The organism is Streptomyces sp. SD15 (assembly GCF_054462255.1).
On the sequence record NZ_JBTLMO010000002.1, the window covers coordinates 242,021 to 258,745 of the forward strand.

Genomic DNA, 16,725 nt, shown 5'->3' on the forward strand with positions numbered 1-16,725 from the left:
ACGTCCCCCTCAGCCCTTGGCCACGGCGCGCAGCCGGTCCACGACATCGGCCCGCAGCTCGGCGGGCTCCAGGACCACCACGTCGGGCCCGAACTCCACCAGCCAGGCGTCCAGACCATGCCCGTACGGAATCTCCAACTCGTCCCAGCCGCCACCCAGTTCCCGTACGGAGACGGCCTTGGCCCGCAGCGGGTAGCCCGAGCCGGTACGCAGCCGGATCCGCGCGGAGCGGTCGGCGATCTCCCCCGCCCAGCTCGCGACCGTCTCACGCACCGTGACCACGTCGGGCACCTCGGCCGTGTACCGCCCCGCGCGAGCCCGGACCTTGCCGGTGATCCGCGAGAGCCTGAAGACGCGCTCGGCGCCGCGGTCGCGGTCCCAGCCCGCGAGATACCAGTGGCCGCGCCAGCACTCCAGCGCCCACGGCTCGACATGGCGGGTCTCGGGGCGCGCGGCCGTCGCCTTCCGGTAGTCGAAGACGACGGGGCGGCGGTCACGGCAGGCGAGCATCAGCGGCTCGAAAGCCGCCTCGTGCACGGGAATGTGCGGTTCCAGGGCGCCATGGGCCTCGTACGGGTCCACGTCCTCGGGCAGCCCCGCGGCGCGCAGTTTCTGCAGGGCGCCGCTCGCCGCACCCGCGAGGCGGGCCTGCTGCCAGACCTTGGCGGCGAGGCCGAGGGCGGCGGCCTCCTCGGCGTCGAGGGTGATGGGCGGCAGCCGGTTGCTGTCACGGCGGGCGAGATAGCCGACCTCGCCGTCCAGGTTCTCGACCGTCTCGATGACCAGGCCGAGTTCGCGCAGATCGTCCTTGTCGCGCTCGAACATCCGGTTGAAGGAGTCGTCCGAGCCTGCTTCCAGATAGGCCTCGATGGACTCGCGCAACTCGCGCTTGCTGAGCGGCCGCCGGGTCCCCAGCAGACACAGCGCAAGGTTCATCAACCGCTCGGCCTTGGCAATGGCCATTGACGCCCTTCCCTATGGTGCTCCCGACCGATGACCGTACCGCTCCGGAGTGTCGTGGCAAAAGCCGAGGGCCCATGCCCGAACAGGCATGGGCCCCAGATGATCAGGTCCAGCCGGATCCCGATCACACTGCGGACGAAGATCGGACCGAAGTCGGACCGACATCCGATCTACGTGATGATCAGACCGCGACCAGGTCGCAGACGAAGATCAGCGTCTCACCGGGCCCGATCCGGCCACCGGCACCACGGTCGCCGTACGCGAGGTGCGCCGGGATGATCAGCTGGCGGCGGCCGCCGACCTTCATGCCCTGCACGCCCTTGTCCCAGCCGCTGATGACCTGGCCGACGCCGAGCTGGAACTCCAGCGGGGTGCCACGGTTCCAAGAGGCGTCGAACTCCTCGCCGGTGGAGAAGGCCACGCCCACGTAGTGGACCTTGACGAAGTCGCCGGCCTTGGCAACCGCGCCGTCGCCCTCCCAGATGTCCTTGATCTCGAGGTCCGCCGGGGGCTCGCCGCCCGGGAAGTCGATCTCGGGCTTCTCGATGCTCACGTCTCTAGCTCCTGCTTGTTCGCGTAAAGGCCTTCAGGCAACACCGACAGTCTCACATCCCCGTAGCGGTTACATCTTCGCCAGGATGTCGACCGAGAAGACCAGCGTGGAGTCCTTCTTGATGTCGCCGCCACTCGGCGGGCTGTCGCCATAACCCAGGGACGGCGGGATCACGATGAGGACGCGGCTGCCGACCTTCTTCCCGGTCAGACCCTGCGCCCAGCCCTTGACGACCTGCTGGAGCGAGAACGACGTCAGCGCGTCCCTGCTGTACGTCGAGTCGAACTCCTTGCCACCGTCCCAGAGCACACCCTTGTACTGCACCAGGACGCTGCTGTCCGCCGCCACCTCGTCACCGTCACCCTCGATGACGTAGGTCGCCACGAGCTCCGTCGGGGCGTCCGTCTTCGGTACCTCGATCGAGGGGGCCTCGCCATCGGTGTTGGTACCGACCTTCGGGAGGTCCGCGTCGCCCTGCGCGACGGTCTTGCCCTTGGCGGAGCTCTTCGCGTTGAAGGTGTCCTGGATGTCGACGACGAACACCAGCGTGTCGGTGCCCTTGATGCCCGCCTGCGTATTGCCCGACGTGCCATAACCCCAGGTCGGCGGAACGGCCATCTGGACCCGGCTGTCGACCTTCTTGCCCACCAGCGCATAGCGCCAGCCGTCGATGATGCCACCCTGGGCGAGCTGGATGACCAGCGGCGTCTTCCGGTCGTAGGAGTTGTCGAAGACCTTCCCGGAGGACCAGATCTGACCCAGGTAGTTGGCCTGGATGTAATCGTTCTCCGCGACCGTCCTGCCGCCGCCCGCGATGACCGTCTTGACCGCCAGATCCTTCGACGGGTCGCCACTGCCCTTGGCCACCGTCGGCTTCTCGTCGAACTTCGTCCCGGCGGTGATGGCCGGCAGCGGACCGTCGACGATCTTCGGCGGCGGGGCCGACGAGGCGGAGGCCGCGGCCGAGGCCGACGGGCTGCCGCTGGACTCGGCCTTGCCCGACTTGTCGTCACCGCATCCGGCGAGTGTGACCAGTCCAGCGGGAACGGCGATAAGGAGGGAGCGTCGGCGCACGGTGGGGGCCTCGTATCGATTGATCTTGGTTGATGGCGTGCGCGCAACTCTACGACGTGAGAAGGGCGCCGTACGAGAAACGTACGACGCCCCGCGTTGCGTTCCGGAACCCACCGGACGCGTGAAACTCACATTCCGGCGATCAGCTTCTCCACCCGGTCATCGACGGAACGGAACGGGTCCTTGCACAACACGGTGCGCTGTGCCTGGTCATTCAGCTTGAGATGAACCCAGTCGACGGTGAAATCACGACGCTGCTCCTGAGCACGCCGGATGAAGTCGCCACGCAGCCGCGCCCGAGTGGTCTGCGGCGGCACGGACTTGCCCTCGAAGATCTTCAAGTCGTTGCAGATCCGGGCGGCTTGCCCCTTCCTCTCCAACAGGTAGTACAGGCCACGACGACGGTGAATGTCGTGGTACGCGAGGTCTATCTGCGCGACCCGCGGGTGCGACATCGTCATATTGTGCTTGGCGCGGTACCGCTCGATGAGCTTGTACTTCATCACCCAGTCGATCTCGGTGCCGATCCGGTCGAGGTCCTCGGCCTCGATCGCGTCGAGGGTACGACCCCACAGCTCGAGCACCTGCTCGACGGTACCGGTGCGGATGCCGCGACGCTCGCAGAAGTCCACAGCCTTCTCGTAGTACTCACGCTGCACTTCCAGCGCGGAGGCCTCCCGGCCACTGGCCAGCCGCACCTTGCGACGGCCCGTGATGTCGTGGCTGACCTCGCGGATCGCCCGGATCGGGTTCTCCAGGGTGAGGTCACGCATCACCGTGCCCGCCTCGATCATGCGCAGCACCAGATCGGTGGCGCCGACCTTGAGCAGCATGGTCGTCTCGGACATGTTCGAGTCGCCGACGATGACATGCAGCCGGCGGTAGCGCTCGGCGTCGGCGTGCGGTTCGTCGCGCGTGTTGATGATGGGCCGGGAGCGCGTCGTCGCGGAGCTGACGCCCTCCCAGATGTGCTCGGCACGCTGGCTGACGCAGTACACGGCGCCGCGCGGAGTCTGCAGCACCTTGCCCGCGCCGCACAGCAGCTGCCTCGTGACGAGGAACGGAATGAGAATGTCCGCGAGTCGGGAGAACTCCCCGTGCCGGGCCACCAGATAGTTCTCGTGACACCCGTAGGAGTTGCCCGCAGAGTCCGTGTTGTTCTTGAACAGGTAGACGTCGCCCGCGATTCCTTCCTCGTGCAGGCGTCGTTCGGCGTCCACCAGGAGTCCTTCGAGAATGCGCTCGCCGGCCTTGTCGTGGGTGACGAGCTCCGTCACGTTGTCACATTCGGGTGTCGCGTATTCCGGATGTGATCCCACGTCGAGATAGAGGCGGGCACCGTTCCGCAGAAAGACATTGCTGCTGCGGCCCCATGACACGACACGGCGGAAGAGGTACCGCGCCACCTCGTCGGGAGACAGGCGGCGCTGTCCCCTGAACGTACACGTGACGCCGTACTCGTTCTCCAGCCCGAAAATGCGGCGGTCCATGACTGAACATTACGCCCGATCCCCCGAGCTGAAACGGGGTTCGACAGCACGGTTTGGATCATTTTCCGATGAGACCGCAACTACCGCACCCTCCCCGGTAGCTGCGAGGACCCGCCCCGTGGCCAGCAGAACCACCAGCGCTGCGGCCCCCGCGGCACCCGGTACGGCGAACCCCCACACCGTCCCACCCGACTCGACGACCGGGCCCGCCAGGCCCGTTCCCACCGACGCTCCCACGGTGAACGTCGTCACAAGCCAGGAGAACGCCTCGGTGACCGTGCCCCTCGGCGCATGCCGGTCCACAATGATGAAAGCGCAGGCGATACACGGCGCCAGGAAGACCCCGGCGAGCGCCGAGAGCGCCGTCATGGCGACCGCGTCCGGCAGCAGCAGGAGCGGGAGATAACACACCGCCAAAAGCGCGACGAGCACGCGCAGCCGCCGCTCCGGGGCGTCCGTCCACTGCCGCGCCCCGTACGCGGTACCGCCGACGAGGGCGCCGAGCCCCAGCGCCGCCATCAGCCAGCCGTACACCGCGTCCCCGCCGTGACCGTCGGCGTACGACACTCCGGCGACGGTGATGGACCCGAGCGCGATACCGACAAACAGGAACGCACCCAACAGGGCCAGCAGTCCCGGGGAGCGCAACGCGCCGAGCCAGTGCGCCTCGCGCGGTGCCGAGCGCCACGCGCGCGAGGGCGGCGAGACGACCACCCAGAGGGCACCCAGGAGACCGATGACGTTCAGGACGAGCAGCGCGGCCTGGGCCGACCAGAGCGACACGCACAACGTCACGAGCAACGGCCCCACGGTGAACATCACTTCCTGCGCCACCGCGTCCATCGCGTACGCCGTGTGCACCTGCCCCTCCCCGCGCAGGACAGCGGGCCACAGGGCACGCAGGCCACCCTCCAGGGGTGGCGTGAAGAGCCCGGCGACGGCCATGGAGAGATACGCCAACGGCAGCGGGTCCGTGCCCGAGCACGCGAAGACCGCCATGCCGAGGGCGGAGACCAGGGCGGCGGGGAGTTGGACGCGCGGCTGCCCGTAGAGATCCACGAGGCGCCCGAGCAGCGGCTGCCCCACGGCATTGGCCACCCCGTACACGGCGGCGAGCGCACCGGCCAGGCTGTACGTGCCACCCTCCGCGCGAATGAAGAGCACCACGGCGATGGCGGCGGTCGCGTTCGGCAACCGCCCTATGAGGGTGCCGGTGAGCAGCCGAGCGGCGTGCTTCGCCCTGAGGATCTCCAGGTATCCCGCGACCATGCCGCCACCTTCTCCGCCGAGTACCCGAGACGGCCCAGCCTCAGGTTTTACGTATAACGTCCCGCGTCATACGTACCATGTGCCCAGTCCGCGAGTCCAGACGAAAGAGCAGGCCCACGGTGGCACGAGGTAGCACCCGCCCCACAAGCCGTGACGTCGCCCAGGCCGCCGGGGTCTCCCAGGCCGCCGTCTCCCTTGTCCTGGGCGAGAAGTGGCGCGGCCGGGTCTCCGAGACCACGGCCGGCCGCGTCCGCGAAGCCGCCCAGGAGCTCGGCTACCGCCCGAACCTCGCCGCCCGCAACCTACGCCTGGGCCGCACCCGCACCGTCCTCCTCGTCGTCCCCGCCCTCACCACCGAGTTCTTCGCCGGCGTCTACACCGGCGCGGCCCGCGTCGCCTCCGCACACGGCTTCGGCGTCGTCCTCTACCCCTCCCCCGAAGGCATCGGCCCCGCCCGCGACCCCTTCGGCTCCGCACAGGCCGCACTGGACGGCGTCATCGCCTCCTCCATGGCCGCCGACGCCCTCACCGCCATCCGCGGCGACCAACTGCCCCTCGTGATGCTCGACAGCGACCCGGAAGGCAGCCTCGGCGCCGCCACGGTCAACCTGGACATCGCCGACGGCGCCCGACAGGTGGCCGACCACCTGCTGACCCTGGGACACCGCCGCTTCCTCCACCTGGCGGCCGACATCCCCTCCTGGACGTTCGAGGTACGCGCCCGAGAACTCACCGCACGCCTCGGCCAGGTCCCCGGCACCGAGCTGCGCACCACCCGCGCCCCGATCACCATCGACGACGCCCTCACCGCCGCGGCAACCGCCCTCGCCGCCCCCGGCCCCCGCCCCACCGCACTCGTCTGCGACGACGACAAACTCGCCGCCGGCGCCTACAAGGCGGCCCGCCGCCTGGGCCTGCGCATCCCCGACGACATCTCGATCACCGGTCTCGACGACCTGGCCCTGGCCCGCGCCATCGACCCCGAGCTCACCACCGTCCGCCTCGACGCCGAACTCTTCGGCGAACGCGGCATGGAAGCCCTCCTGGCCGTCCTGGACGGCCGCACACCCCCCGCGGGCGACATCCCGGTCCAGCTCGTCGTACGAGGCTCCACGGCGGCACCAAGAGCCTGACCGCAGCCCCACAGGCCCCCGGAAACGCCGCGTGCCCCGGCCGATACAGGCCGGGGCACGCGATGGGCGGGGTGGAGCGGGGTGGAAACGAGGGTCACTCCTCGTCTTCGGCGTCCTCGGCCTCCGTGGCGGTCGACGCACCGTCCGCCTCCAGCAGACGAGCCAGCTGACGGCCGACGATCCGCTTGAACTTACGCTGCTGCGGACGCGTCCGGTCCAGGATGGCGACCTCCAGACGCTCCGCGGGAATCTCCCGCTCGCCGCCGTTCGGCTCCCGCGACAGGGACTGCACGGCCAGCTTGAGCGCCTCGGCGAGGCTCATGCCGTCCTCGTGGCGCTGATCCAGATAGGTGCTGATCTGCTCCGCATTACCGCCGACCGCGACCGAACCGTGCTCGTCCACGATCGAACCGTCATGCGGAAGCCGATAGATCTGATCACCCTCGGGGGTCTCCCCCACCTCGGCGACGACCAACTCCACCTCGTACGGCTTCTCGGCCGCGGAGGAAAAAATCGTACCCAGTGTCTGGGCGTACACATTGGCGAGACCGCGGGCGGTCACGTCATCACGGTCATAGGTGTAACCACGCAGATCGGCATACCGCACACCACCGATCCGCAGATTCTCGTATTCGTTGTACTTACCGGCGGCCGCGAAACCGATCCGGTCATAGATCTCGCTGAACTTGTGCAGCGCGCGGGACGGGTTCTCGCCGACGAACACGATGCCGTCGGCGTACTGCAGCACGACGAGGCTGCGACCGCGAGCGATGCCCTTACGGGCGTACTCCGCCCGGTCCGCCATGGCCTGCTGGGGTGAAACATAGAACGGCGTCGACACCGGTTATCCATCCCTTTCCGTCGAAGTCACTGGGTCACCTTGGTAAAAAGAGCCGGGCTCAGAGCAGCGCGGCCCGCGGGCCGTCGGGCTGCTCCATGCGCCGCTCCAGGATCGAGCGGGCGATCTCGGAGGACTCGTCGTCGGTGAGACGACGGAATCCCTCATCGGTGATCACGGTGACGATCGGATAGATCCGGCGGGCGACATCGGGACCACCGGTCGCCGAGTCGTCGTCGGCCGCGTCGTACAGGGCCTGGATGACGAGCGTCGTAGCCTGCTCCTCGGTCAGGTCCTTGTCGTACAGCTTCTTCATGGCGCTGCGCGCGAACAGCGAGCCGGAACCGGTGGCCGCGAAGCCGTGCTCCTCGGAACGGCCGCCTGTGACGTCGTAGGAGAAGATGCGGCCCTTCTCGCGGTCCACGTCGTAGCCCGCGAAGAGGGGGACGACGGCGAGGCCCTGCAGAGCCATGCCGAGGTTCGAACGGATCATCGTGGAGAGGCGGTTGGCCTTGCCCTCCAGGGAGAGCGTGGTGCCCTCGACCTTCTCGAAATGCTCCAGCTCCAGCTGGAACAGCTTCACCATCTCGACGGCGAGACCCGCGGTGCCGGCGATACCGACGGCCGAGTACTCGTCCGCCGGGAACACCTTCTCGATGTCCCGCTGCGCGATGACGTTGCCCATGGTGGCCCGCCGGTCACCGGCGAGGACCACACCGCCGGGGAACGTGGCGGCGACGATGGTCGTGCCGTGCGGGGCCTCGATCACGCCCTGGACGGGCGGCAGCTGCCGCTTGCCCGGGAGCATCTCCGGCTGATGGTCGGCCAGGAAGTCCATGAAGGACGACGACCCAGGCGTCAGGAAGGCAGCCGGTAGACGCCCGGTGCTACGAGTGTTGGCTTCCACGCGTTTCCTTCCAGGTAATCGGCAGCTCGGTACGCCGCTTCGGGGTCGTCCCTCAACAGTCCGAGGCCGGAATTGCAGTTGAAGCACAGTACGCCACGGACCCTACCCGTCTCGTGGCAGTGATCCACCTGGACTGCCGGGGCTTTCAAGCAGATCGCACAGAGCCCCTTTTGAGAGGCGATCATCTCGTCACGTTCGGCGGTCATGCCGTACTTGCGCCACAGGTGAGCCGCAGGCGCCGCCGCCGCTCTGCAGACCTTGCTCCTGCTTCCTGCAGTGACAGTCGGTTGCGCAATCCCGGCAATGGCGTTGCAAACCATCGAGGTTCGTCCGCTTACGGGAGAAGGCTGCGTGCGGCTTGCTCTCGCCGCACCGCACACAGCGCTTCAGCTGCCCCCGCTCGATCACTCACCCACCCCACACCTTCACTTCGAAGGCAAAAGTGGACCTCGACCTTTACTGTCCACCCTTTTGAACGAATGAGCGAACGAAATCCTCTGCATTCTCCTCGAGGACATCGTCAATCTCGTCCAGAACCGAGTCGACGTCGTCGCTCAGCTTCTCCTGGCGCTCCTTGAGGTCTTCCGAAGCCTGTGCGTCTTGCGCCTGCTCCTCGACCTCCTCGGTGGAACGCGTCGCCTTCTGCTGTCCGCCGCCGGTGTCCTTGGTCGCCATACCCTCACCCCGCTCGGTTCGACGTTCTTGATCAGACCCTACAAGCAGGGTCCGACATCGGCCCCGCAGTTGCTACAACGTCCGGGAGCCACCTCGATGATTCCCGGACGTCGCGTCTTTCCACCCCGATCGACCCTGTGGGCTCGCGGGGCCGTTCAGTTGCCCGACAGGACCCTGACCAGGTCTTCTGCGGTGCGGCAGCGGTCGAGGAGCTCCTTGACGTGATTACGCGTTCCGCGAAGCGGCTCGAGGGTTGGGACGCGCTGGAGCGAGTCCCGGCCCGGCAGATCGAAGATCACCGAGTCCCAGGAGGCCGCCGCGACGTCGTCCGCGTACTGTTCGAGACAGCGTCCACGGAAGTACGCACGCGTATCCTCCGGCGGCTTCGTGCGGGCCCGCTCGACGTCCTGCTCGTCCAGGAGCCGCTTCATCTTGCCGCGCGCCGCGAGACGGTTGTAGAGGCCCTTCTCGGCACGCACGTCGGCGTACTGGAGGTCGACCAGGTGCAGCCGGGCGGCGTCCCAGTCGAGGCTGTCGCGGCGGCGGTAGCCCTCCATGAGCTCCCGCTTGGCGACCCAGTCGAGCTCGCCCGAGAGGCTCATCGGGTCGTTCTCGAGGCGGTTGAGGGTGTCCTCCCAGCGGAGCAGGACGTCCTTGGTCTGGTCGTCCGCGTCGGCCCCGAAGCGCTCCTCCACATACTTGCGCGACAGCTCGAAGTACTCCATCTGAAGCTGGACCGCGGTGAGTGTGCGGCCACTACGGAGCGTGACAAGTCGCTTCAGGGTGGGGTCGTGCGAGACCTGGTGGAGGGTGCGTACGGGCTGGTCGACGGCGAGATCCACCGCGATGAAGCCGTCCTCGATCATGGACAGGACCAGAGCCGTGGTGCCCAGCTTCAGATAGGTCGAGATCTCCGACAGGTTCGCGTCGCCGATGATCACGTGCAGGCGGCGGTACTTCTCGGCGTCCGCGTGCGGCTCGTCACGCGTGTTGATGATGGGGCGCTTCAGGGTGGTCTCGAGGCCCACCTCGACCTCGAAGTAGTCGGCGCGCTGGCTGAGCTGGAAGCCGTGTTCGTGGCCGTCCTGGCCGATACCGACGCGGCCCGCTCCGGTGACGACCTGACGGGACACGAAGAACGGCGTGAGGTGGCGCACGATGTCCGAGAAGGGGGTCTCCCGCTTCATCAGGTAGTTCTCGTGCGTGCCGTAGGAGGCGCCCTTGTTGTCGGTGTTGTTCTTGTAGAGGTGGATCGGCTGGGCGCCGGGGAGCTGGGCCGCGCGTTCCGCGGCCTCCGCCATGATGCGCTCGCCGGCCTTGTCCCACAGGACGGCGTCCAGCGGGTTGGTGACTTCGGGGGCGCTGTATTCGGGGTGTGCGTGGTCCACGTACAGCCGTGCGCCGTTGGTGAGGATGACATTGGCGAGGCCGATGTCCTCGTCGGTGAGCTGGCTGGAGTCGGCGGCCTCGCGTGCGAGGTCGAAACCTCGCGCGTCCCGCAGCGGGTTCTCCTCCTCGAAGTCCCAGCGGGCGCGGCGCGCCCGGTGCATCGCCGCCGCGTAGGCGTTGACGATCTGGGACGAGGTGAGCATGGCATTGGCGTTGGGGTGGCCGGGGACGGAGATCCCGTACTCCGTCTCGATGCCCATTACTCGCCGTACGGTCATGCGGCCCTCCTTGCCCGGCGGCGCCCTCGGTCGGGGACGCTGCTCAAGTACCGCTGGTGCTCCGGTGCGTGTGCGGTGCCCGTCCCCGCAACGCGCGACTCGGCGGTACGAAAGAGCCTAGAACGCCTTTGCGCTGGTGGGGAGATCATTTGCGTCATTGCTCTGCTCCAGCCGTGACGCGGAAAACAGTCGGCTGCGGGCACCCGTGGTGGGCACCCGCAGCCGCCCCGTCTTTTACAGGTACTGACCGGTGTTCGCCACCGTGTCGATGGAGCGTCCGGTGTCCGCGCCCTGCTTTCCGGTGACGAGCGTACGGATGTAAACGATCCGTTCGCCCTTCTTTCCGGAGATCCGGGCCCAGTCGTCCGGGTTGGTGGTGTTGGGCAGGTCCTCGTTCTCCTTGAACTCGTCCACGCATGCCTGGAGGAGGTGGGAGACCCGTAGGCCCTTCTGGTTCTGTTCGAGGAAGGCCTTGATCGCTGCCTTCTTGGCGCGGCCCACGATGTTTTCGATCATGGCGCCGGAATTGAAGTCCTTGAAGTAGAGGACTTCCTTGTCGCCGTTGGCGTAGGTGACCTCGAGGAAGCGGTTTTCCTCGGACTCGGCGTACATCTGTTCCACGGCGGTCTGGATCATGCCGTGGACGGTGGCCGCGCGGTCCCCGCCGTGTTCTCCGAGGTCGTCGGAGTGCAGCGGGAGGCGTTGGGTGAGGTACTTGGCGAAGATGTCCTTGGCTGCCTCGGCGTCCGGGCGCTCGATCTTGATCTTCACATCGAGGCGTCCGGGGCGCAGGATCGCGGGGTCGATCATGTCCTCGCGGTTGGAGGCGCCGATCACGACCACGTTCTCCAGGCCTTCCACGCCGTCGATCTCGGCGAGCAGCTGGGGGACGATGGTGTTCTCCACGTCCGAGCTGACGCCTGATCCACGGGTGCGGAAGAGGGATTCCATCTCGTCGAAGAAGACGATGACGGGGGTGCCCTCGCTGGCCTTCTCACGAGCACGCTGGAAGACGAGGCGGATCTGCCGCTCGGTCTCGCCGACGTACTTGTTGAGGAGCTCGGGGCCCTTGATGTTGAGGAAGAAGCTCTTGCCGGTGGCTTGGCCGGTGACTTCGGCGACCTTCTTGGCCAGCGAGTTGGCGACGGCCTTGGCGATGAGCGTCTTTCCGCATCCGGGGGGCCCGTACAGCAGGACGCCCTTGGGCGGCCGCAGTTCGTGCTCCTTGAAGAGGTCGGGGTAGAGGTAGGGGAGCTCGACCGCGTCGCGGATCAGTTCGATCTGGTTTCCCAGGCCGCCGATCTGCTCGTAGCCGATGTCCGGGACCTCTTCGAGGACGAGTTCCTCGACCTCGCTCTTCGGGACAACTTCGTAGACATAGCCGGAACGGGGTTCGAGAAGCAGGGCGTCGCCGGGGCGGATGATGACGTCCAGCAGCGGCTCGGCGAGCCGTACCACCCGTTCCTCATCGGTGTGCCCCTGCACGAGGGCGCGTTCGCCGTCCTCGAGGATTTCCTTGAGGGTGACGATGTCGCCGACGCTCTCGTACTCCATGGCCTCGACCACGTTGAGGGCTTCGTTGAGCATCACTTCCTGGCCGCGCCTGAGCTCTTCGAGCTCGACGCTGGGGCTGACGTTCACCCGGAGCTTGCGGCCCCCGGTGAAGATGTCGGCCGTGCCGTCCTCGTTCGCCACGAGGAAGACACCGAAGCCTGCCGGTGGCTGTGCGAGCCGGTCGACTTCTTCCTTGAGGGCCACGATCTGGTCGCGGGCCTCACGGAGCGTGTTGGCGAGCCGCTCGTTCTGTGCGGACACGCCGGCCAGGTTGGTCTGCAGCTCGACGATCCGCTCTTCGAGAATCCTCGTGTGCCGCGGAGAGTCGGCGAGCTTGCGTCGCAGGACGGCGATCTCCTGCTCAAGGTAGGCAACCTGCCCGGCAGGGTCATCGGACCCTCGTCCCGGGCGGATGCCGCGGTTCATGTCGTCGTCGTGGGCTGCCACGGTCCTCACCTCCTCCAAGGGGAGCTGGACGCTTCCAGACCCTACCTGGGTGGGTGTCGATTGAAACCCCTAGATCACAAAGACTGTAGGGGCGTGTCCGATCTTCACCCTTGCGCTCTCCCTCACGCCAGGGGAATACCCACCGAACATGATTGGGAAGCGGGCGGAGGTAGGGTCGAAGTGTTCAACACCCGTCAGAGCTGGCCCGATTCCCCAGTCCTCGGATCGCTCGACGCAGGAAATGGCAGGAGAAATGACCGTGCAGCAGGAGGCCGGAACCGACGGCGAGGCGCTCGAGGTCTGGATTGACCAGGATCTCTGTACCGGTGACGGGATCTGCGCCCAGTACGCACCGGAGGTCTTCGAGCTGGACATCGACGGTCTGGCCTACGTGAAGAGCCCCGATGACGAGTTGCTGCAGGCCCCGGGTGCGACAACGCCCGTACCGCTGACGCTTCTGCGTGATGTCGCCGACTCCGCGAAGGAGTGCCCGGGTGACTGCATTCACGTACGTCGGGTTTCGGACAGCGTCGAGGTCTACGGTCCCGACGCGGAGTGACCTTGCGGGCACTCCACGTGACGACTTGTCTCTTTTCTCACATGCCTCTCATACGCTCTGGGCGCCGGACGGTGTCGAGCGGATGAACGCGTCGTTCTTCCACTGCCACTTGGCGTGGTCCTTCACGTCCGGGCAGCAACTCGGTACATCGGACGAGGAGTAGCCGAGCAGGGTCGCCGTGATGGTGCCGTCACGTACCGTGAAGTCCGTGACGGTGAGGCGGTCCTTGGGGTCGACCAGGGTGGCCACGACGCGTGGTTTCTTCGCGCCGGAGGCCTGGGTGAGGACGTAAACGCCGTTGGGTGGGGTGCCCGAGCCGGCGTCGCAGCGGACCACGGCCACCGTCTCCGGGTTACCGTCGCCGTCGAGGTCTCCGGAGGCCTTCTTCTGGACGATGGCCTTGGTCGGCCCGCATTCGATCGGGAACGTGACGCCGGTGGGGTCCGGGGGCGTTGTCGTGGCTGGGGCGGGCTTCGCCTCGGGGCCTGACTGGGCGGCGGTCGCCGATCCGGGTTGCAGGACCGAGGAGAGGGCGACGACCGCGGCCAGGGCGGTGGCTGTGGCGAGCCAGTGGATGGGGCGGGTGTGCGTGTGTGCCAGTTCCGGGACGACGGATTGCTGCACTAGGAGCGTCTCCTGGGAGGGCTGTGGCGGTGGGGTGGCCAGCATGGTGCCACACGTCACAGTGGGGCGGAACGGCGGGGTCCGCACTTCTGGCGGTGTGTCAACGGAAAAGCGCTGTGGCCGAGTTCCGGGAGGGTCCCGGGAACTCGGCCACAGCGGTGGTGCGTTGGGTACGTCGGCGGCGGGTGCCGCGGGTCAGGTCAGCGGCCTGAGCCGCCGTCGGCGTTCGGGCCCGCGTAGTCGTCGCCGTACGCGCCCTTGGCGGGGCGGCGGCGGCGCATGGGCGGCTCGACGCCGTCCGCGAGGCGGCGAGCGGTGAGGAGGAAGCCGGTGTGGCCGATCATCCGGTGGTCGGGGCGGACGGCCAGGCCCTCGATGTGCCAGTTGCGGATCATCGATTCCCAGGCGGTCGGCTCGTTGAAGGAGCCGATCTCGCGGATGGACTCGACGGTCCGGGCGAGCTGGGTGGTGGTGGCGACGTAGCAGCACAGGATGCCGCCGGGGACGAGCGCCTTGGAGACGGCCTCGAGGCACTCCCAGGGGGCGAGCATGTCGAGGATGACACGGTCGACGTCGGTGTCGCTCAGGTTGTCCTGGAGGTCGCCGACGGTGAGCTGCCAGGCCGGGTGCGGTCCGCCGAAGTAGCGCTCCACGTTCTGCTGGGCGATCTCCGCGAAGTCCTCGCGGCGCTCGTAGGAGTGCAGCATGCCCTGGTCGCCGATGGCGCGCAGCAGGAAGCTGCTGAGCGAGCCGGAGCCGACGCCCGCTTCCACGACGCGTGCGCCGGGGAAGATGTCGGCGAAGGCCAGGATCTGCCCCGCGTCCTTGGGGTAGACCACGGCGGCGCCGCGGGGCATGGACAGGACGTAGTCGGGGAGCAGGGGGCGCAGCGCGAGATAGGCGACGTTCCCCGTGGTGCGGACAACGCTGCCCTCGGGAGCACCGATCAGCTCGTCGTGCGGGAAGGAACCCTTGTGGGTGTGGAAGTTCTTCCCGGCCTCGAGCGTGAACGTGTAGTGGCGGCCCTTGGGGTCGGTCAGCTGAACCTGGTCCCCGACCTTGAAGGGCCCGCGCCTGCGGGCGGCACCGGTCGGTTCGGACATGTGACCAGCCTACCGGTCCCTACGCGGGGCGCCGACCATGGGATGTGGGTGCGGCCGTTGCGGGTGATGCGTGGCCGGCCGCGCCCACGCGGGGAGCCGCACAGGCACAGCCCCTGCGTCCGTGACGGGGCGCTCAGGAGGGCCTGGCCATTGCTTTCACGAACGCTCGCTCCACGTCTGCCGCCGACAGGACTCCGTAGATCTCGCCGGAGTCCTCCACCACCAGGTATTCGGTGGCGGGGGAGGCGCGGAGGGCGTCGAGGAGGTCTTCGCCGGCGAGTTCGGCGGAGACGCGCATGCCGTCGGTGAGGTCCTGGGCGAGGCCGCTGACGGCGACCCAGGGGCGGCGGTGCTCCGGTACGCCGACGATGGCGGCCTCACGGACGAGGGAGAGGGGTTCGCCGTGGGCGTCGACGACGACGAGGGCGCGGGCTCCGGCGTCGTTGGCGCGGCGCAGGGCTTCGGAGAGCGGGGTGTTGGTCTCGACGGGGACCGCGCGCCGGGTGAGTGCGCGGGCCCGCAGTTCGGGCAGGTGTTCGCGCAGTCGAGCCATGCGGAGGCTGTTGCCGGCGCCGGTCCAGATGATCGCGGCGAGGATCGCGGCGAGCAGGGCGTCGGTGACGGTGTCCATGCCGCCCATGGTGTCCTGGGTTTCGCCGAGTGCTCCGGACTGGGTGAGCAGGGGCAGTCCGATCAGTACGGAGACGGCGAGGGCGCGGCCGACCCAGGCGGCGGCGACGGTGCCGCTCATCGGCTTGCCGGTGATCTTCCAGACGACGGCGCGGAGCATGCGGCCGCCATCGAGGGGCAGGCCGGGAAGCAGGTTGAAGGCGGCCACGATCAGGTTGGAGATCATCAGGCCGGCCAGGAGGACGCCGGGGACCGTGTCGCGCTCGACGGCCTGCATGGCGAGGTAGAAGACGCCGGAGAGGACGAGGGAGAGCAGGGGGCCGACGAAGGCCAGGACGAACTCCCGGCCGGGGGTGTCCGACTCCTTCTCGATCTCCGAGACCCCACCGAAGAACTGCAGCTGGATCCGGCGTACCGGCAGTTTGAAGCGCAGGGCGGCGACCGTGTGGGCCAGTTCGTGGACCAGGACGGAGGCGTAGAAGGCGACCGCGAAGAAGAGGGAGACGAGGTAGCGCAGGGCGCCGAGTTCGGGCAGTACGCGGTCGATCTGGCCGCCGAACACCCAGGTGATCAGGGCTGCCACGAGGAACCAGCTGGGGGCCACGTAGACGGGCACGCCGAACGGTCGCCCCATCAGCAGACCGCCGCCGGGTTCCCGGCCGCGCCGCGGGGGCTGCCCCTTGCCGGGGCGGGTGCCGGACCGGGCGAGGGTGCGGGGGTACGGGGCGGGGTCGACGGGGGTCGGCCGGTCCGCCGGGGGAGGCGTCGGTACGGGTTCGGGGGTGCTGTCGGTCGAGGGGCCGGGGTGTTTCTGGGCCTCGTCCAAGGATCCGTCGCGGGTCTCGGCCTCGCCCGTGGTGTCTGTGGGTGCGCTGTTCGCGCCTGAGGCGGGGTCGGATTCGCGGCCGGGTTCGCCCGGTTCGGTGGGCGTCGGCCCGGTGGGGCGCTCGTCCCGCTCCGGTCCGGGGCGCGTGGTGTCCGCGGCCGAGGTCGGGGGGACCTGTGGCTCCCCGTGGCGCTCGGTCGCTTCGTCGGTGCCGGACCGCGGCTGCCCGCTCCCGCCGCTCTCGTCCACGATGTCCCCTCGTTCGAAGCGTCCCCCGCTCCCGACCATGCGGAGCAGGAGGGTCTGTGGTCGATGGTATGCGGCCGTCGCGGCGCGTTCCGCCCCGGCACCCCCTCTGTTTTCCGCGCCGTCGCCCGAGCCGCCGGGTCGCGACCGGTTTCGCTCTTTCCCGG

16 protein-coding genes are annotated in these 16,725 nt (G+C 68.2%); 2 read left to right on the forward strand and 14 right to left on the reverse strand.

The genetic code is table 11. The features are described 5' to 3' along the window. Positions 1 to 9: 9 nt before the first annotated feature. The 5 genes from ACX28W_RS03080 to ACX28W_RS03100 all read right to left on the reverse strand — a co-directional run bounded on the left by ACX28W_RS03080 (position 10) and on the right by ACX28W_RS03100 (position 5,349). Positions 10 to 963: a helix-turn-helix transcriptional regulator gene (locus tag ACX28W_RS03080; RefSeq protein WP_458997183.1), complete on the reverse strand. Its 954-nt coding sequence runs from the start codon at positions 961 to 963 to the stop codon at positions 10 to 12. A gap of 181 nt (positions 964 to 1,144) precedes the next feature. Further along, positions 1,145 to 1,516: an FKBP-type peptidyl-prolyl cis-trans isomerase gene (locus ACX28W_RS03085; protein WP_362070903.1), complete on the reverse strand. Its 372-nt coding sequence runs from the start codon at positions 1,514 to 1,516 to the stop codon at positions 1,145 to 1,147. A 69-nt stretch (positions 1,517 to 1,585) separates the two neighbouring features. Further along, positions 1,586 to 2,590 carry an FKBP-type peptidyl-prolyl cis-trans isomerase gene (locus tag ACX28W_RS03090; protein WP_458997184.1) on the reverse strand — a complete coding sequence of 335 codons (1,005 nt, stop codon included), beginning with the start codon at positions 2,588 to 2,590 and terminating at the stop codon, positions 1,586 to 1,588. A 128-nt stretch (positions 2,591 to 2,718) separates the two neighbouring features. Then, positions 2,719 to 4,080 carry a Pup--protein ligase gene (gene pafA / locus ACX28W_RS03095; RefSeq protein WP_059196529.1) on the reverse strand — a complete coding sequence of 454 codons (1,362 nt, stop codon included), beginning with the start codon at positions 4,078 to 4,080 and terminating at the stop codon, positions 2,719 to 2,721. A gap of 9 nt (positions 4,081 to 4,089) precedes the next feature. Next, positions 4,090 to 5,349: an MFS transporter gene (locus ACX28W_RS03100; RefSeq protein WP_458997185.1), complete on the reverse strand. Its 1,260-nt coding sequence runs from the start codon at positions 5,347 to 5,349 to the stop codon at positions 4,090 to 4,092. Positions 5,350 to 5,468: 119 nt separating this feature from the next. Here ACX28W_RS03100 and ACX28W_RS03105 point away from each other — a divergent pair, with 119 nt between their 5' ends. After that, positions 5,469 to 6,482 (forward strand): LacI family DNA-binding transcriptional regulator, encoded by a 1,014-nt coding sequence (locus ACX28W_RS03105; protein WP_458997186.1) that lies wholly within the window; start codon positions 5,469 to 5,471, stop codon positions 6,480 to 6,482. A gap of 94 nt (positions 6,483 to 6,576) precedes the next feature. Here the strand turns inward: ACX28W_RS03105 and prcA are convergent, their stop codons facing one another. The 6 genes from prcA to arc all read right to left on the reverse strand — a co-directional run bounded on the left by prcA (position 6,577) and on the right by arc (position 12,570). Next, complete coding sequence (gene prcA, locus ACX28W_RS03110) at positions 6,577 to 7,323, reverse strand: proteasome subunit alpha (RefSeq protein WP_362070912.1); 747 nt, start codon at positions 7,321 to 7,323, stop codon at positions 6,577 to 6,579. 58 nt (positions 7,324 to 7,381) lie between these two features. Beyond that, positions 7,382 to 8,227 carry a proteasome subunit beta gene (gene prcB / locus ACX28W_RS03115; protein WP_458997187.1) on the reverse strand — a complete coding sequence of 282 codons (846 nt, stop codon included), beginning with the start codon at positions 8,225 to 8,227 and terminating at the stop codon, positions 7,382 to 7,384. Further along, complete coding sequence (locus ACX28W_RS03120; RefSeq protein ID WP_458997188.1) at positions 8,179 to 8,547, reverse strand: endonuclease VII domain-containing protein; 369 nt, start codon at positions 8,545 to 8,547, stop codon at positions 8,179 to 8,181. The genes prcB and ACX28W_RS03120 overlap by 49 nt, the downstream gene beginning before the upstream one ends. Before the next feature lie 136 nt (positions 8,548 to 8,683). Further along, positions 8,684 to 8,902: a ubiquitin-like protein Pup gene (locus tag ACX28W_RS03125; protein ID WP_016325855.1), complete on the reverse strand. Its 219-nt coding sequence runs from the start codon at positions 8,900 to 8,902 to the stop codon at positions 8,684 to 8,686. A 155-nt stretch (positions 8,903 to 9,057) separates the two neighbouring features. Then, entirely contained in the window at positions 9,058 to 10,569 is a 1,512-nt protein-coding gene (gene dop, locus ACX28W_RS03130) for a depupylase/deamidase Dop (RefSeq protein ID WP_362070919.1), read from the reverse strand. A gap of 234 nt (positions 10,570 to 10,803) precedes the next feature. After that, positions 10,804 to 12,570: a proteasome ATPase gene (gene arc, locus ACX28W_RS03135; protein WP_362070921.1), complete on the reverse strand. Its 1,767-nt coding sequence runs from the start codon at positions 12,568 to 12,570 to the stop codon at positions 10,804 to 10,806. 253 nt (positions 12,571 to 12,823) lie between these two features. On the opposite strand from arc, the gene ACX28W_RS03140 reads away from it, so the two are divergent. Continuing rightward, positions 12,824 to 13,129: a ferredoxin gene (locus ACX28W_RS03140; RefSeq protein WP_362070923.1), complete on the forward strand. Its 306-nt coding sequence runs from the start codon at positions 12,824 to 12,826 to the stop codon at positions 13,127 to 13,129. 48 nt (positions 13,130 to 13,177) lie between these two features. On the opposite strand, the gene ACX28W_RS03145 is transcribed toward ACX28W_RS03140, so the two are convergent. The 3 genes from ACX28W_RS03145 to ACX28W_RS03155 all read right to left on the reverse strand — a co-directional run bounded on the left by ACX28W_RS03145 (position 13,178) and on the right by ACX28W_RS03155 (position 16,561). Then, complete coding sequence (locus tag ACX28W_RS03145) at positions 13,178 to 13,753, reverse strand: hypothetical protein (protein WP_458997189.1); 576 nt, start codon at positions 13,751 to 13,753, stop codon at positions 13,178 to 13,180. 200 nt (positions 13,754 to 13,953) lie between these two features. After that, positions 13,954 to 14,856 (reverse strand): tRNA (adenine-N1)-methyltransferase, encoded by a 903-nt coding sequence (locus tag ACX28W_RS03150; RefSeq protein WP_458997190.1) that lies wholly within the window; start codon positions 14,854 to 14,856, stop codon positions 13,954 to 13,956. A 133-nt stretch (positions 14,857 to 14,989) separates the two neighbouring features. Continuing rightward, the gene (locus ACX28W_RS03155) at positions 14,990 to 16,561 is read right to left on the reverse strand and encodes a site-2 protease family protein (RefSeq protein WP_458997191.1); all 1,572 of its coding nucleotides are present in this window, start codon (positions 16,559 to 16,561) and stop codon (positions 14,990 to 14,992) included. Positions 16,562 to 16,725 lie beyond the last annotated feature (164 nt).

Bases quoted from the DNA above. Each gene is read 5' to 3' on its own strand.
- ACX28W_RS03080 (WP_458997183.1), bottom strand. From the start codon at position 963: ATGGCCATTGCCAAGGCCGAGCGGTTGATGAACCTTGCGCTGTGTCTG.
- pafA (WP_059196529.1), bottom strand. From the start codon at position 4,080: ATGGACCGCCGCATTTTCGGGCTGGAGAACGAGTACGGCGTCACGTGT.
- ACX28W_RS03100 (WP_458997185.1), bottom strand. From the start codon at position 5,349: ATGGTCGCGGGATACCTGGAGATCCTCAGGGCGAAGCACGCCGCTCGG.
- ACX28W_RS03120 (WP_458997188.1), bottom strand. From the start codon at position 8,547: ATGGTTTGCAACGCCATTGCCGGGATTGCGCAACCGACTGTCACTGCA.
- ACX28W_RS03125 (WP_016325855.1), bottom strand. From the start codon at position 8,902: ATGGCGACCAAGGACACCGGCGGCGGACAGCAGAAGGCGACGCGTTCC.
- dop (WP_362070919.1), bottom strand. From the start codon at position 10,569: ATGACCGTACGGCGAGTAATGGGCATCGAGACGGAGTACGGGATCTCC.
- ACX28W_RS03140 (WP_362070923.1), top strand. From the start codon at position 12,824: ATGACCGTGCAGCAGGAGGCCGGAACCGACGGCGAGGCGCTCGAGGTC.
- ACX28W_RS03150 (WP_458997190.1), bottom strand. From the start codon at position 14,856: ATGTCCGAACCGACCGGTGCCGCCCGCAGGCGCGGGCCCTTCAAGGTC.